This is a genomic window from Streptomyces sp. NPDC058051 (genome assembly GCF_042885475.1).
In the GTDB taxonomy this organism is placed as follows: Bacteria; Actinomycetota; Actinomycetes; order Streptomycetales; family Streptomycetaceae; genus Streptomyces.
On record NZ_JBHVRW010000014.1, the window covers coordinates 148046 to 161754 of the forward strand.

Annotated in this window: 16 protein-coding genes; 10 read left to right on the forward strand and 6 right to left on the reverse strand. The window is 68.9% G+C overall.

What is annotated here, in order from left to right; genetic code table 11:
* Positions 1–503: 503 nt before the first annotated feature.
* Positions 504–869, reverse strand: coding sequence for a hypothetical protein (locus ACFVUT_RS22745; RefSeq protein WP_389653757.1), 366 nt, complete (start codon positions 867–869; stop codon positions 504–506).
* 238 nt (positions 870–1107) lie between these two features.
* On the opposite strand from ACFVUT_RS22745, the gene ACFVUT_RS22750 reads away from it, so the two are divergent.
* Positions 1108–1266, forward strand: coding sequence for a hypothetical protein (locus ACFVUT_RS22750; RefSeq protein ID WP_389653759.1), 159 nt, complete (start codon positions 1108–1110; stop codon positions 1264–1266).
* Between the two features lie 248 nt (positions 1267–1514).
* Here the strand turns inward: ACFVUT_RS22750 and ACFVUT_RS22755 are convergent, their stop codons facing one another.
* Positions 1515–2096 carry a TetR family transcriptional regulator gene (locus ACFVUT_RS22755; protein ID WP_389653761.1) on the reverse strand — a complete coding sequence of 194 codons (582 nt, stop codon included), beginning with the start codon at positions 2094–2096 and terminating at the stop codon, positions 1515–1517.
* A gap of 245 nt (positions 2097–2341) precedes the next feature.
* On the opposite strand from ACFVUT_RS22755, the gene ACFVUT_RS22760 reads away from it, so the two are divergent.
* The 3 genes from ACFVUT_RS22760 (at position 2342) to ACFVUT_RS22770 (ending at position 3881) form a co-directional block, all read left to right on the forward strand.
* Positions 2342–2692, forward strand: coding sequence for an antibiotic biosynthesis monooxygenase family protein (locus ACFVUT_RS22760; protein ID WP_389653763.1), 351 nt, complete (start codon positions 2342–2344; stop codon positions 2690–2692).
* A 296-nt stretch (positions 2693–2988) separates the two neighbouring features.
* The gene (locus ACFVUT_RS22765) at positions 2989–3219 is read left to right on the forward strand and encodes a hypothetical protein (protein ID WP_389653765.1); all 231 of its coding nucleotides are present in this window, start codon (positions 2989–2991) and stop codon (positions 3217–3219) included.
* A 233-nt stretch (positions 3220–3452) separates the two neighbouring features.
* Positions 3453–3881, forward strand: a complete 429-nt coding sequence (locus ACFVUT_RS22770) for a DUF4267 domain-containing protein (protein ID WP_389653767.1) — start codon at positions 3453–3455, stop codon at positions 3879–3881.
* Positions 3882–4231: 350 nt separating this feature from the next.
* Here the strand turns inward: ACFVUT_RS22770 and ACFVUT_RS22775 are convergent, their stop codons facing one another.
* Positions 4232–4720, reverse strand: a complete 489-nt coding sequence (locus tag ACFVUT_RS22775; RefSeq protein ID WP_389653820.1) for a TetR/AcrR family transcriptional regulator — start codon at positions 4718–4720, stop codon at positions 4232–4234.
* Positions 4721–5245: 525 nt separating this feature from the next.
* On the opposite strand from ACFVUT_RS22775, the gene ACFVUT_RS22780 reads away from it, so the two are divergent.
* The 3 genes from ACFVUT_RS22780 to ACFVUT_RS22790 all read left to right on the forward strand — a co-directional run bounded on the left by ACFVUT_RS22780 (position 5246) and on the right by ACFVUT_RS22790 (position 7642).
* On the forward strand, positions 5246–6013 hold the full coding sequence (locus ACFVUT_RS22780; RefSeq protein WP_389653768.1) for a dienelactone hydrolase family protein: 768 nt from the start codon (positions 5246–5248) through the stop codon (positions 6011–6013).
* 220 nt (positions 6014–6233) lie between these two features.
* Entirely contained in the window at positions 6234–7316 is a 1083-nt protein-coding gene (locus tag ACFVUT_RS22785) for a tyrosine-type recombinase/integrase (RefSeq protein WP_389653770.1), read from the forward strand.
* Between the two features lie 74 nt (positions 7317–7390).
* Positions 7391–7642: an MFS transporter gene (locus tag ACFVUT_RS22790; protein WP_389653772.1), complete on the forward strand. Its 252-nt coding sequence runs from the start codon at positions 7391–7393 to the stop codon at positions 7640–7642.
* A 148-nt stretch (positions 7643–7790) separates the two neighbouring features.
* Here ACFVUT_RS22790 and ACFVUT_RS22795 read toward each other — a convergent pair whose 3' ends face one another.
* Complete coding sequence (locus ACFVUT_RS22795) at positions 7791–7985, reverse strand: hypothetical protein (RefSeq protein ID WP_389653774.1); 195 nt, start codon at positions 7983–7985, stop codon at positions 7791–7793.
* A gap of 56 nt (positions 7986–8041) precedes the next feature.
* Here ACFVUT_RS22795 and ACFVUT_RS22800 point away from each other — a divergent pair, with 56 nt between their 5' ends.
* On the forward strand, positions 8042–8686 hold the full coding sequence (locus ACFVUT_RS22800) for a peptide deformylase (RefSeq protein ID WP_389653776.1): 645 nt from the start codon (positions 8042–8044) through the stop codon (positions 8684–8686).
* 511 nt (positions 8687–9197) lie between these two features.
* Positions 9198–9713, forward strand: coding sequence for a peptide-methionine (S)-S-oxide reductase MsrA (msrA, locus tag ACFVUT_RS22805; RefSeq protein ID WP_389653778.1), 516 nt, complete (start codon positions 9198–9200; stop codon positions 9711–9713).
* Positions 9714–10179: 466 nt separating this feature from the next.
* On the opposite strand, the gene ACFVUT_RS22810 is transcribed toward msrA, so the two are convergent.
* Positions 10180–11007: a recombinase family protein gene (locus ACFVUT_RS22810; protein ID WP_389653780.1), complete on the reverse strand. Its 828-nt coding sequence runs from the start codon at positions 11005–11007 to the stop codon at positions 10180–10182.
* A gap of 190 nt (positions 11008–11197) precedes the next feature.
* Positions 11198–12157 (reverse strand): GlxA family transcriptional regulator, encoded by a 960-nt coding sequence (locus tag ACFVUT_RS22815; RefSeq protein ID WP_389653782.1) that lies wholly within the window; start codon positions 12155–12157, stop codon positions 11198–11200.
* A gap of 149 nt (positions 12158–12306) precedes the next feature.
* On the opposite strand from ACFVUT_RS22815, the gene ACFVUT_RS22820 reads away from it, so the two are divergent.
* Entirely contained in the window at positions 12307–13203 is an 897-nt protein-coding gene (locus tag ACFVUT_RS22820) for an NAD-dependent epimerase/dehydratase family protein (RefSeq protein ID WP_389653784.1), read from the forward strand.
* Positions 13204–13709 lie beyond the last annotated feature (506 nt).

Below are 13709 nucleotides of genomic sequence, written 5' to 3' on the forward strand. Positions count from 1 at the left end.
GCCTGTCCCGGCGGTCCGACCGACCTGCCCGGATCCGATCCGGCCGGGTCCGAGACCCTCGTGGTGGATGGCGAGAGCGCCTGTGGCTCCCGCTACGGCGAAATCTCGACCGCCGGTCTGCCTCGTCCTGGAGGCCCTCGGCACGACGAATGTCGACCGGCGCCTGACCATTGAGGGAGCGAACCCCGACGACGCCCGTCGGCAGGCGGGAGTCCGGTAGGCGGCAGCCGCCGCACGCGTCGGCGTGAACAGGGCTCGGTCCTCGAACTGGACTCACATGTCCCGCGACCGGCGGGCCCTCGGCCGCGTTCGGCTGTCCCACATCGGCACTGTGTGCGGCTGATGTGCATGCTGATCAGCTGCGGGCCGGTCTGCAGGAGCGAGTCGTCCGCTCAGTACGCGGTCGGATCCAACGTCCGGTCGGGGACCGAAACTGCCCTGGCCCGGCCGACGATCATCGTGTCGGCCGGGCCAGGGCAGGGCGGTGTCACCCCGAAGTGCCGTCAGGGCTTGACGACCTGGTAGCTCAGCATCGCCGAGGGAAGGTTGGTCTGAGTGAGCGTGCCGCTGAGCCAGGGATACGTGCCCGTGCAGTTGGCGCCGGAGTACAGCTTCACGGAGGCCGAGCCGGTGGCGATCTGGATCGATCGGGCGGGCTGCGACAGCGTGTGGCACGTGCCGAAGTCGCCGAGGTCGACGTTCGTCACCGTTCCCGTTCCGGTGGTGCCCGAGTAGAGGTATGCGCCCTCCTGCAACGGAGGCCACCCGTCGGCGTTCGCCGCCCCGGCGCCGAGGCCGATCAGAGCTGCGGCCATGGTCGCGGCGGCTGAGCTACGGAGTTTCGTCCTGGGGGTGAAGATGCTACCCACCTCTTCCTGTGTGTGACGGCGCCGGGAGGAGACATCGTCGCTACTGGTTCGGTACTGGTTCGGTCGCATGCGGCCGGAGTGAACTTTTGCACAATCAACCACGTGTCGGAGAGTGCAAAATCGGCCACACACGTGTGTGACTGGCCGGTGCACACGGGAGCAGGACGGACACTCCGGACAGAACACCTGGCCAGGAACCGGCCCTGCCTCGCGCCCCGCCTGCTGTGCAGGTCCTGTCGTGGTCCGCGGGGCTGTCAGGGGCGGGGCGTCGCTGGGCGCCGACCTCAACTGCGTGGGCCGCCACAGCTTCGCCGCCCGCCCGCCACGCGAGGGCCTGTGCTCACTGCGTGACCCGGCGACCGTCCACCTCGACGTGGACGAGGGCACCGGCGAATGACGCGGCGTTGGGGCGCGTATCGGGTCGTGATCAATGTGCATCGCAGTTTTTTGGGGCGGGTGCCCGTCTGGGGTACGGGGCCCAGCGATCTGCGGCTGCGCCGTGTGGACCTCCGGCTGTGTGCCCGCTGGCCTCATGATGCTCGGCGACAAGTCCCGCAAGCCGGAGAAGCAGGGCTGATCCTTTCGGCTTTCCCTTTGAGGGCACCCGCCGTGACCGAGGTCGCGGCAGGTGCCTCGACGCGTTCTTCAGGGCTTGGGTGCAGTGAGATACCGCTGGATCGTGGGTCCGAGCCAGTCCACGATCTCCTCACGGCTGAGCGTCATGCTCGCCGGGAACCGCAGCACGTAGCGCGTCAGCGCGAGCCCCAGCACGGCCGAGGCGCACAGCGCCGCCCGCGCCGGCGCCTGCTCCGGATCGGGGCTCACCCGGCGGGCCAGCGGGATCAACTGCTCGCGCAGCACGCTCCCCATGCGCTCGGCGGCGGCCGGGTCGGTGGCGCCGACCCGCATCAGCGCGGTGAGCTCCCCGTTCTCCTCCCACAGGGTGAGGAAGTGACGTACCAGCGTGCGGCCGATCTCCTCGCGCGGTTCGACGGACAAGCCGGGCAACCCGGGGTCGATCGCGACGGCCGCCGCGAACAGGCCCGCCTTGTTGCCGTAGTAGCGCATCACCATCGACGGGTCGATCTTCGCGTCGCGCGCGATGGCCCGGATGGTCGCCTTCTCGTAGCCGTCCGCCGCGAACCGCTCGCGGGCCGCGGCGAGGATCGTGGCGCGGGTGGCGTCGGAACGCCGTGCGGCCTGCTGGTTCTCTGTGGTGCCGGTCATGCCAACAAATGTAGGCCAACGCGTGTTGACAGTCCAGGACTGGGGCTCTACGTTTGCCAACAAGCGTTTGCCAACAAACGTTGGCAAGGCCGCAGTCGTTGGAGGACGGCGCCGATGCCCCTCAAACGTCTGTCAGATCTCCACGTGCCACAGGTGGCGAGCGTCGTGAGCGTCGCCGGATCCAGTACGGCGGTGGCCTGGCCGCGGTGCCGTGGGACAACCGATAGCGAGAGGAAGCACCGAAGATGGCCAAGCTGCAGAGTCTCGACCCGCACACGCCGATATGCGCGCAGTTCAAAGAGAAGACCGGGCCCATCGTCCTGGCCAACACCTTCTTCGTCCCGAAGGAGAGGACTGAATCGTTCCTGGCCCTCTTTCGGGGGCAGGCGGAGTTCATGAAGGCTCAGCCGGGATTCGTCTCCCTGCAGATGCACAGGGGAACGGCAGACAGCCAGCTTCTGATGAACGTCGCGGTCTGGGAGTCGACCGAGGCGCTCGCCGCGGCGTTCGGCAGCCCGGAGTTTCAGCGCATGGCGGCCGAGTTTCCCGACGACATCGTGTCGTACCCGCACATCTTCGAGCAGATCGATGCATGACACGTCAGCTGTAGCCGGGGGAGGGCGGTCGGAGAAGCCCTGCCCTCTCTCCCCGGGCAGTCACGCATCCGTACCACGCCGGGTCGCCAAGACCGCCGACCAACCCACCACGCGCAGCCCCGTCCCTGACAAGGAGTCCTTGTGGCCGTGGCACTGAATCACACCATCGTCCCCGCCCGTGACCCGCAAGCCTCAGCGCAGTTCCTGGCCGAAATCCTCGGCCTGAGTGTCGATCCGCCGGTGGCGCACTTCACGCCGGTCACGCTGGCCACCAGGTCAGCCTGGACTACGACCAGTTGGCCGCCTTCGAGCCACACCATTACGCGTTCACGGTCAGCGAGCAGGAGTTCGACGCTGCCCTCGCCCGCATCCAGCACGGTGGAATCACCCACTACGGCGATCCTGCATGCCAAGAGGACGGGCAGATCCATCACAGCAAGCGCACCGAAAGCCGCAGAGGCACTTACTTCCACGACCCCAACGGACACCTCATGGAAATCCTCACTCTGGGCGGCGCCGGGTCCTGAGGCCGATGGCAGCCCAGCGAATCACGGCTTTGCTGATGGTGGCGCGATCGCGGCAAAACGGGCATCGCCGGGGACGAACCGGCAGGTCGGCGCGGCCAGGGATGCTCCGGTAAGGCGATCTTGTCCGCCCCACCCGCATCGGTCCGCGTCATCCGGCACGTCATCGGCCGCCCCAACTACGCCCGCCGCTGAACCCTGCACAACCCCAGGCTGAACCTCAAAGGAGAAGCACCATGTCGCTGAAGAACGTCAACACGGCCCTGGCCACCGTCGTCGCCCTGTTCGTCCTCTACCTCGGGCTGTCCTTCATCCTGACCCCCGAGACGTCCACTCCAGGCGTTGGCCTGCCGAACTGGCCCGCCGGCGACGGCGACGGCTTCCTCATCATGAAGGGCATCCGCGAATTCGCGATGGGCCTGGTCATCGGCATCCTGCTGGTGACGGGCCACCGCCGTGCTCTGGGCTGGGTCCTGCTCATGGAGGCCGTCGCCCCGTTCGGCGACATGATCAACGTATTGGCCCACCACGGCTCCATCGCCGCCGCGTTCGGCATCCACGGCCTGACCTCGGCACTGATCGCGATCACTGGCCTGCTGATCCTCCGCGAGACCAGCAAGGTTCACAAGGCCACCGCCCCAGCGCCCGCCCCGCAGCCGGTCTGACAGCTGCACGCCCCGAAGGGGTGGCCCGGCAACATGGCCGAGCCACCCCTTGTCTGTCAGCGACCGCCGAGAAGGGCCAGGCAGACGATCTTCTTCCAGTGAGCGACGGTCTGACGGCCGAGGCGGCCTGCCGTGCCGCAGCGGCCATGGCCACCTGGACTGGCTGGTATTGGGCACGTGTGCCGCGGTCATCACCACGCCGCTCATCCCCGCGCCACCACGGAAACGACACCTGAGCCGGTTGAGCCGAACCAGCCCCCTGCCTCGATTCTCATAAACGGTCCTTTGCCCGAGCAAGATCCAGGACGGTGGCCCGGCGTTCGCGAAGTGTCCCGGGGGCCTTCGTCGGGTCAGGACGCTCCGAGGCCGCGCAGCAGGGTGTCGACGACGACGTCCGCCGCCTGTGCGGGGCTCAGTTCGGGCATTGTCCGGGACACCAGGTGCATGAGCTGGGGCAGCAAAGCGCTCGCCCATCCCTGCGGGAGGCCGCGGCGCAGGAGGCCTTCGTCGGTGGCGCGTTCGAGGAAGGCGTCGACCTCGCGGACGGACGCGTCACGGCGGGCGTGGACGGTGTCGTCGGCGAGCATGCGGGTGAGGTCGACGGGCCAGGTGCGGTTGACGGCGATGATGTTCTCGACGTACTGGTGCAGCGCGACGGCGACGGGTGCCTCGCGCAGCCGGGCGTTCTCGATGGCCCGTTCGATGGCCGTGAGCCGCGATTCGTAGATGGCCGCGAGGAGTTCCTCACGGCTGGCGAAGCGCCGGTAGACGGTGCGCCGGTCCACGCCCGCCTCGGCAGCGATGCTCGCAATGCTGGCGCCGGGATCGGCGGCGAGCATGCGCGCCCCGGTGGTCAGGACGGCTTCCAGGTTGCGTGCTGCGTCGGCTCTCACCGCACCGATTCTAGCGGCGGAATGTGAAACCTCAGACATCTATCGCCTCACACGAGTGAAGTATCCTCCGTTAATTGCCACATTAATGGGGCGGATGGTTCGGTGGTGCCAGCCTGGGTGAGGCTCTATTGGGGGTGTGACCGAGATACGCGCCAAAAACTCGACGCCGACTTCACCCCGCTGCGCGAGCAGGACCTGACCGCCGCCGGTCTCGGCCAGGCTGCCTGAGCCGTGAGGGAACCAGCTGGTGACGCCCTTCAAGGGAGCGGGCCGGTATACCCCAGAATCCTGCTGCGAGGGTCAGCCTCCAACACCGTGGCCCGGGCAGGTGATCCGATAGCGCTGCCGTGGGGGCGGGGTTTGTGACGGTTCTGGTGGGCCCTCGCCGTATTTCAGAGGGATACCCGCGCTGTTCCGCCAGCGGCAGAACACCGGCCGGACCGGGCTCGACGATCACTACAGTCCAGTCTCATGACGACGATTACGACGCGTACGGTCGAGTATCCGGCCGACGGTTTGACGATGATCGGGCACCTCGCGCTCCCGGCCGGTGTCGACCGCGGGCCAGCGGTGCTGCTCGGACCAGAGGGCATGGGGCTCAGCGACGTCGAGCGCCGCCGGGCCGATGCTCTCGCCGAACTGGGATATATAGCGCTGGCCTTCGACCTTCACGGCGGGCGCTATTTGGGCGACCCCGAGGAGATGCTGGCCCGTTGCCTGCCGCTGCTCGCCGACCCCGAGCGGATGCGAGGCATCGGCCATGCGGCGCTCGACGTGTTGCGCGCCGAACCGCGGACCGACCCCGACCGGATCGCCGCCGTCGGCTACGGCACCGGGGGCGCCGTCGGGCTGGAACTCGGACGCGATGGTGTCAACCTGCGCGCGATCGGGACAGTCAACGCACTGACCACGGGCCGACCGGGCGAGGCTGCGCGCATTCGCTGCCCGGTGTGGGCCGGGGTCGGGTCGGAAGACCCGATCATGCCGCCCGCGCAACGAGACGCGTTCACCGCTGAGATGCAGGCCGCGGGCGTCGACTGGCGCCTCGCGGTCTACGGCGGCGCCTTGCACGCCTTCCATCACCCGCCGGTCGGCCACCCCGTGGTCCCCGGCGTCGGCTACCACCCACGGCACGCGCAGCGAGCCTGGCGCGACATCGTCGACCTGCTCGCCGAGTGCCTGCCCGTGACGGTGGATCTGGGGCATGACCCAGGTGAGCATGCTGGCCCCGGTCACTGACAGTCCACTCCCCTCAAGTCCGCACAGCAGAAACGCATTCGGGCGGATGCTCGATCGCGGAAACGCGTTCGCAACTGCCGCAGTAAATACCGGATTTACTGCGCGGAGCCCTTACGGTGATCACCGCGACCTGCGGCGGGGCATCCCGGCCGCCGGGACGAGCTGTACGCATTTACTGCGGCAGTGCCGGAAGGGCGGGGCAGGCGTGATGATCGAACCAGTGGCCGAATCCGAGAGCAGGGGCGCGCCCCGCCTGCCGCGCGCCCGGGTCGTGCCGCTGCCCGCCCTGCCCTCGTCGTACACCGCGGCGGTCGAGCGCCGCCTCACCGGCGCGGGCATCGCGAAGTCCTCCGCGCGGATCTACCGGATCTCCCTCACGACGTGGGGATGGATGCTCGCCGGCGAACCGCCGCCGACCGGACCCGCCCGCCGAGGCGCGAAACCGCCCGTCTTCCCCGTCGCCGCGATCGACGACCCGGCGCTGCCGGAGGTCTTGGCCGAGCTGGCGGCGGCGGGGGCGGATGCGATGGACGCCGACACCGTCAACCGGGAGCTGTCCATCGCGCGCAAGGCGATCGGCTGGTGGCAGCGCCAGGGCTGGATCGAGTGCGATCCGACGATCGGCATCGAGCGGCGGCCGGCGCCGCCGGACCGCACCAAGGCTCTCGCTGAGAACCAGATCGCCGCCCTGTGGCGCCTGGACATCGCGCTGCGGGAGAAGACGCAGCGGGAGAGGACGCAGCGGGAGAAGACGCAGTGGAAGATGCTCTACGAGTCCGCCGCACGGGCCGACGAGGTGCTGTGCCTCAACGTGGAAGACCTCTACCCGCAGGACAAGCGCGGCAGGATCACCGCCAAAGGCGGGGCTACCGAGTGGATCCACTGGCAGTCCGGCACCGCCCAGCTCCTGCCCCGCCTCATCGCCCGCCGCACCCGCGGCCCGCTGTTCCTCACCGACCGCAAGGCCCCGGCCGGAACACCCACGCTCGACGTGTGCCCGGAGACAGGCTGGGCCCGGCTCTCCTACCGCCGCGCTGAGGAGATCTTCGAGGAGAACACCCGGCTACTGGCCAACCCCCTCGCCTCCCCCGACGACACCGAGGACCTGGACGGCTGGACCCTGCACCGGCTCCGCCACAGTGCCCTGACGCACGACGCGGAGGCCGGCACCTCCACCCCGACGCTGCTGGCCCGCTCCCGCCACGCCTCCGTCCGCTCCCTGGAGCGCTACGCCCGCCCCGGCATCGACTCGGTCGCCCGGCACGTCGCCGAACGCGACCCCGCCGCACGTCGCCGCAGGTAAATCCGAGCGGATCAGTGCTTCAAGATCATCCCGTTGCCCCTTTGGCGCGTATCTCGGTCACACCCCCTATTGCGTTGCCCCGGACAGCCGAGGACCTCAACGGGTTCGACGGCATCGCGTGGGTCAGCGCCGCGTATCTGCTCGCCTCGGCAGCGGTGACACCGCTGTGGGGCAAGTTCGGCGACATGTTCGGCCGCAAGCGGCTGTACCTGACCTCGACCACGATCTTCCTGATCGCCTCGGTGACCTGCGGCCTGGCGCGGAACCTGCCCGAGCTGATCGACGCACCCATTCCGGCCACCGCGCCACGTCGCAGATCAGGGTGAACGCCGTGGTGGACGAGGCGCGCACGACGGCCTGGGCCTGGCAGAAACCGTGGGCGCGAGCCGGTGAGAAACCGGACGGCCAGTGGAGGTCCGGATGGCTGTCCCAGGCATCGAGCATCCGGTTCACCTCTCGTGTTGCGAGGCGGCGTCAGGCACGGCCACCGGGGGAGGACAGGCCGGTGGCACACCCCGCGTCCAACCGTGCGCGGGGGCCTGCCACCGCGTCGAACACCGCGGTCTTGCCCACCCCCGCCTCGCCCGACAGCAGCAGCGCCGCGCCGTGGACCTCGGAGTTGCTGAAGAACGAGTGGACGAACGCGAGCCGACTGACCGTCGACGGCACGGATTCTCAATACATGTGTTTCATACGTATCCCGAATCGGCTGGCAAGCTGATCCCATGACCAAGTCGATGACACGCATGTCCCTGGCCGAGCGCGTCGAGGAACTCCTGACGACCGGCGCCCCGCTGCCCATCGTCGCCGCGGGCGATCCCGTACTGCGCGGCGTCGCCGAACCCTACGACGGGCAGCTCGGCGACGCGCTGCTCGACCGGTTCGTGGCCGCGCTGCGGGAGACGATGCACGCGGCCCCGGGCGTGGGACTGGCCGCGCCCCAGGTCGGAATCCCGCTCGCCATCGCGGTGATGGAGGACCTGGCGCGAGGGCCGCGGGAGACGCTGGAGGCGCGCGGACGCACCCCACTGCCCTTCCGGGTGCTGGTCAACCCCAGTTACGAGCCCGAGGGCGACGCCCGAGCCGCGTTCTTCGAGGGCTGCCTGAGCGTGCCCGGCTGGCAGGCGGTGGTGGCCCGCCACGCGCGGGTGAGGCTGCGCGGGCAGGACGAGCGCGGTCACACGGTCGACGAGGTGTTCACCGGCTGGCCGGCGCGCATCGTGCAGCACGAGACCGACCACCTCCACGGCACGCTCTACCTCGACGTGGCCCTGGCGCGGTCGCTGTCCACCAGCGAGGCGGTGGCGGAGCGCTGGTCACAACCCACCCCCGAGACGGCCGCCCGGGAGCTGGGATTCGACCTGCTGTGACTGCCCGTCACGTCGGAGGCACAACCTTGTATCCCACCGTCAAGTGACTGATGCGTGAGGTTTGTCCGGCAGCGCAGGCTGAGGTCGGCCGACACGTCCGGCGGACCCGTCGGCCCCCACGTACGCCGGGGACGTCCCGCGCGGACGGCCCCGGCCGACCACCCGGGCAGACCCCGTCCCACCGGCGGAGGCTCGGGCGGCGGCATGTCCGACACGGAGAAGAGGTTCTGGCGTGACCACGGTCGAGCGACAGCGTTCGTTGAACAGCAGCAATCCGATACTGTCCCGGCCCCGGTTTCCGGTGCGGCCCTGCCGAGACTCAGCAGGCGGTCCAGCCACGCACGCAGCGCGAGTAGCGGGTCCAGCGTGTCCATGAGGGCAGGCACAGCGGTGACCAGTTCGCCATACGGTTCGTCACCAGTCAAAATGGTGACGATAGGTGGGGGACTTTCCGGCAGGTGTGCGAGGCTGGAGCCCGCGCGAACGGACGCGGACAGAAAGGTGAGGTGCCATGAGCGACGTCGAGGAGAAGGCGCTGCTGGCGGGTGGCTGCTTCTGGGGGATGCAGGAGCTGATTCGGGCGCTTCCTGGTGTGGTGGACACTCGGGTGGGCTACAGCGGGGACGACGACAAGCCCCGCCCCACCTACCGTGACCACGGAAAGCACGCGGAATCGATCGAGATCACCTTCGATCCCACGGTCACCGACTACCGTGCGATCCTGGAGTACTTCTTCCAGATCCACGACCCGACCACGACGAACCGGCAGGGCAACGACGTGGGCCTCAGCTACCGCTCCGCGATCTTCTACCTCGACGACGAGCAGCGTCGTGTCGCACAGGACACCATCGCCGATGTTGAGGCGTCCGGGCTGTGGCCGGGGCCGGTGGTGACCGAGGTGGTGCCGGCCGGCCCGTTCTGGGAGGCCGAGACGGAGCACCAAAACTACCTTCAGCGCTACCCGGACGGCTACACCTGCCACTTCCCGCGCCCGAACTGGCGCTTGCCCAGGCGCGACCGGTCCTGAACACACGTGCGGCGGAAGGGCGATGCCCTTCCGCCGCACGCGTCCGGGACCGACGCCACATGTCACTGGTCCGGACCCCCGGGACGAACCAGGTCCGGCCGAGTCTGATCCGGCCGGCCGTGATCCGGTCGGCCGTAGGCCGCCTTCGCCATGTCGGCCGCAGACCGCCCTCACCGTGTCGTTTCGTACGGCGCGCTCATGCGCCGTCGGCGGTCAACCCCAGCCCTGCTTCGCCTACGGGTTCCGCGCGATGATGTCGGCCACGGCCGCAGCCGGACAACATAGGGGTGCACGGGTACGGCGTCGCAGAAGTGTGCTGCCGTCCCGATCCGTGTCTCATGAAGCTCCGATGCCATACAGGAACGTGTCGACCGAGAAACGCCGGTAGACGGTGCGCCGGTCCACCCCCGCCTCTACGGGGCCCTGGAGCCCTAGCTCAGACACCAGCCGCAAAGTAGCCGGGTGATCACGTGCTCGCCGCTGCGGCGGCCTGCTCGTCATGCTCGCGGAGCATCCGCATGACGGTGGCGGGCGAGGGGTGCTGGCCCTTCTTCGCGCCGGTGGTGATGACGAGTCGCTTGGCGATGTCGCGCAGGCTCATCTCCTGGGCGCGTAGGTGCAGGGCCATGGACAGCATGGAGTCGTCGGTAACGCCCGCGCCGCCGATGGTCTTGCCGCGCTTGCGGGCGGACTCGTGGCCTTCGAGGGTGCGGTCGCGGATGTACTCGCGCTCCATCCCGGACATCGCGGCGAGCACGGTGAACACGATCCCGGACGGGTCGTGTGAGCCCTTCAGCTCCCCGGTCAGGAACTCCAGGCCGACGTCGCTCGCCTTCAGCTCCTCGGCAAGCATGGCCAGCTCGATGCCGCGACCGAGCCGCTTGTGCTCGTGAACGACGAGGGTCACTGCGACGCCGCAGGAGCGGATCTCTCTGGCGAGCTTCACAGCGGTCTCCAGCTCGGGGCGCTTCGTGGCGCGGGTGGAGATCTTCTCCGAGAAGACCCGCGTCACTCCGGCCTCGGCGAGGGAGTCGAGCTGCGCGTCGAGGGACTGCCGGACGGTCGAGGCGCGGGCGTACCCGAGGCGGACGTGCCCGACCGGTTTGGCGCCGGCGCTCACCGGCCGGGGCAGCTCCGTCCACACCGACCCCGGTTTCCGTACTGCGGGGGTCGGCACGCTGAGCGTCTTGGCGAGCTGGGGCACAAGGCGGAAGCGGGCGGTGTGGTACTGGACCGCCACCCTGCCCTTACCGGTCCGGCACGGGGAGCCCGCCGGGACGGCACAGGTGGACATCGGACAGTCGTGCGATTCCACGCGCTTGAAGTCGTCGCTCGTAGCCCCGGAGCGTTTCATGAGGGTGTTTCAGAAGCCCAGTCGTTTGCAACAACTCATGAAACGTGATCGCCGCAGGTGGACCACCGGGTGGTGCGGTGTTTCACGAGCGACCACCTATGAAACACCAGATTCGGACCGAGACGCGCGGTCACTGACCAGCCTTCACGCTCTGGCGGTGGAAGGCGCCCCGGTAGACGGCTGGGGTCATGCCGATCTGGCGGCTCAGGTGCTGGCGGAGCGACTCGCCGGAGCCGAGGCCGCTGCGGCTGGCCACCTGGTCGACGGTGAGATCGGTGGTCTCCAGTAGCTCGCGGGCCCGCAGCAGCCGCTGCTGGAGCAGCCATTGGAATGGGGTCACGCCAGTCTCGGCTGTGAAACGGCGGGTCAGGGTCCGCACACTGACCTTGGCTTGACCGGCCAGGTCGCGCAGGGAGATCGGCTGGTCCAGGTGCTGCAGTGCCCAGATGCGGGCCGCATCCAATGAGGAGTCGGTCTCGGCCGGGAGCGGGGTCTGTACGAACTGCGCCTGCCCGCCGTGGCGGACCGGGGTGACGACAGCGGCGCGGGCCGCCGCGTTGGCCACTGCCGCGCCGTAGTCGCAACTGATCAGGTGCAGGCACAGGTCGATCCCGGCGGCCGAGCCCGCACCGGTGATGATCGGTCCGTCCTCGGCGAACAACCGGTCGGCGTCCACGCGCACCGAGGGGAAGGCGCGCTGCATTTCCTCGGCCAAGCCCCAGTGGGTGGTGGCGACACGGCCGTCGAGGAGTCCGGCCTGGGCGAGGACGAAGGCACCGCTGCAGATCGAGGTGACGCGCTTGCCCGCGGCGGCCGCCTCCCGCAAGGCGTCCAGTGCGGCCGGCTCGGCGTCGTGCCGGCTGGCGGTAGAGGGGACGATCACCGTGTCCGCCGCCGCGACCGCCTGAAGGCCGTGCCGGACCACCACCTCGATGCCGCCGGAGGCCGCGATCACGCCGGGCGTGGCGGTGCACACCGTCACCTCATAGCCGGGGCGTCCGTCGAGTTCGGCGGCGCCGAGCAGCGCGGACGGCATGGACAGGTCGAAGGGTTTGACCGCGGGAACGGCCAGGACGGCGACACGATGCATGGCTAGATCCTTGGAGGCCGTGGCTTTCAGGCCACTAACCTACCCTGCGTCCGCACGGCAGAGTTGGGCGTGCGGACGGGCCCTCCGTGAACCACGTTTCCCCCCATCGGGGAGGCGTTCCATTTTTGAAGGTGAACGGAGACAAGACCATGGGTGGATCAGTCGTCATCGGGGCAGGTGCGACCGGGGTCGCGACCGCCAGGCAACTGGCCGACGGCGGCAAGCGGGTCCGCCTCATCACCCGCAGCGGCAGTGGTCCTGACCACCCTGCCATCGAACGGGTCGCCCTGGACGCGGGCCGCACTGACGAGCTGGCAGAGGCTCTGGCCGGAGCGGACACAGTCTTCAACGCCGCCATGACCGCCTACCATACCTGGCCGGAGACCATGCCGCCGTTGTTCACCTCGATTCTCGCTGCGACCGAACGGGCCGGGGCCGACTACGTGATGCTCGGCAACCACTACGGCTATCAGCAGACCACCGGGCCGGTCACCGAGCGCACCCCGATGGCCCCGACCACCCGGAAGGGCCGGGTCAGGGCCCAGCTGTGGCAGCAGGCCAAGGACGCGCACGACGAAGGGCGGCTGCGGGCCACCGAAGTGCGAGCCGGCCAGTACCTGGGCCCGGGCGCAGTCTCACCGTTCACGCTGCTGGTCGCGCCCCGAGTCCTCGACGGCGAACTGGCCCTCGTCCACGGCAACCCCGATGCGGCCCATTCGTTTTCTTTCACCGAGGACGTCGCAGCGGCGCTGGTGGCGGTCAGCAGCGACGAGCGGACCTGGGGACGGGCCTGGCACGCCCCGGTCATCACCACGACCGTGCGTCATGCCGCAACCAACCTCGCCGAACTTCACGGAGCGCCCGAACCGCGGTTGGAGCAACTCACCGAACGGGACATGACACTGCTGTCCTTCACCGACCCACTGTGGCGGGAGTTCACCGAGATGAGCTTCATGTCTGAGCGTCCGTTCATCGTGGACGACAGCGATATCCGCGACACTTTCGGACTCAAGCCTTCAACGCTCCGGGAAGCGCTGGCGGCCTGATGCGGCGGTGGGCGGGCCGGGCCCCCGGCCCGCCCACACCTGGACACGAGGTGTGCGAGGTGCTCGACGATTGCCGCACAGTCCCGCACCGCGTAGGCGCGCATCAGACCGAGAGTCCGCGATGCGGCCACGTTCTTCCGAAGCCGGTGAGGTCCTGGAAGTCCTTCTCAACGAGCGCGAGGCCCGACTCGACGCCTTCCGATGGCTCCACCGCTACAACACCCGACGCAGACACTCCCGCCTCGGACAACGATCACCAATCGCCTTCGAGAACGCCCTCCACCTCACACCAACTACGCTCGCCCAAGCCGCATAACCCGTGTCCAGGATTCGGGGTCAAGGCCCGTCGTCCCAGTGTTTCTGAGAACTGGGCGATGAGCTTGGACCCTGCCGCGTCAGTCCAGTAACGGTTACCGTTCAGTCGTGACTGGTCTGAGGCAGCGCCCACTCCTCTTTCTCGATGTTGACGGCCCGCTCATTCGGCGTGCCCGCGTCGGTGTGCGTTC

What these genes read in the sequence shown, in the direction of transcription:
- ACFVUT_RS22810 (WP_389653780.1), bottom strand. Translation starts at nt 11,007, where the DNA reads ATGTCCACCTGTGCCGTCCCGGCGGGCTCCCCGTGCCGGACCGGTAAG.
- ACFVUT_RS22800 (WP_389653776.1), top strand. Translation starts at nt 8,042, where the DNA reads ATGACCAAGTCGATGACACGCATGTCCCTGGCCGAGCGCGTCGAGGAA.
- msrA (WP_389653778.1), top strand. Translation starts at nt 9,198, where the DNA reads ATGAGCGACGTCGAGGAGAAGGCGCTGCTGGCGGGTGGCTGCTTCTGG.
- ACFVUT_RS22755 (WP_389653761.1), bottom strand. Translation starts at nt 2,096, where the DNA reads ATGACCGGCACCACAGAGAACCAGCAGGCCGCACGGCGTTCCGACGCC.
- ACFVUT_RS22760 (WP_389653763.1), top strand. Translation starts at nt 2,342, where the DNA reads ATGGCCAAGCTGCAGAGTCTCGACCCGCACACGCCGATATGCGCGCAG.
- ACFVUT_RS22775 (WP_389653820.1), bottom strand. Translation starts at nt 4,720, where the DNA reads ATGCTCGCCGCCGATCCCGGCGCCAGCATTGCGAGCATCGCTGCCGAG.
- ACFVUT_RS22780 (WP_389653768.1), top strand. Translation starts at nt 5,246, where the DNA reads ATGACGACGATTACGACGCGTACGGTCGAGTATCCGGCCGACGGTTTG.
- ACFVUT_RS22820 (WP_389653784.1), top strand. Translation starts at nt 12,307, where the DNA reads ATGGGTGGATCAGTCGTCATCGGGGCAGGTGCGACCGGGGTCGCGACC.
- ACFVUT_RS22815 (WP_389653782.1), bottom strand. Translation starts at nt 12,157, where the DNA reads ATGCATCGTGTCGCCGTCCTGGCCGTTCCCGCGGTCAAACCCTTCGAC.
- ACFVUT_RS22770 (WP_389653767.1), top strand. Translation starts at nt 3,453, where the DNA reads ATGTCGCTGAAGAACGTCAACACGGCCCTGGCCACCGTCGTCGCCCTG.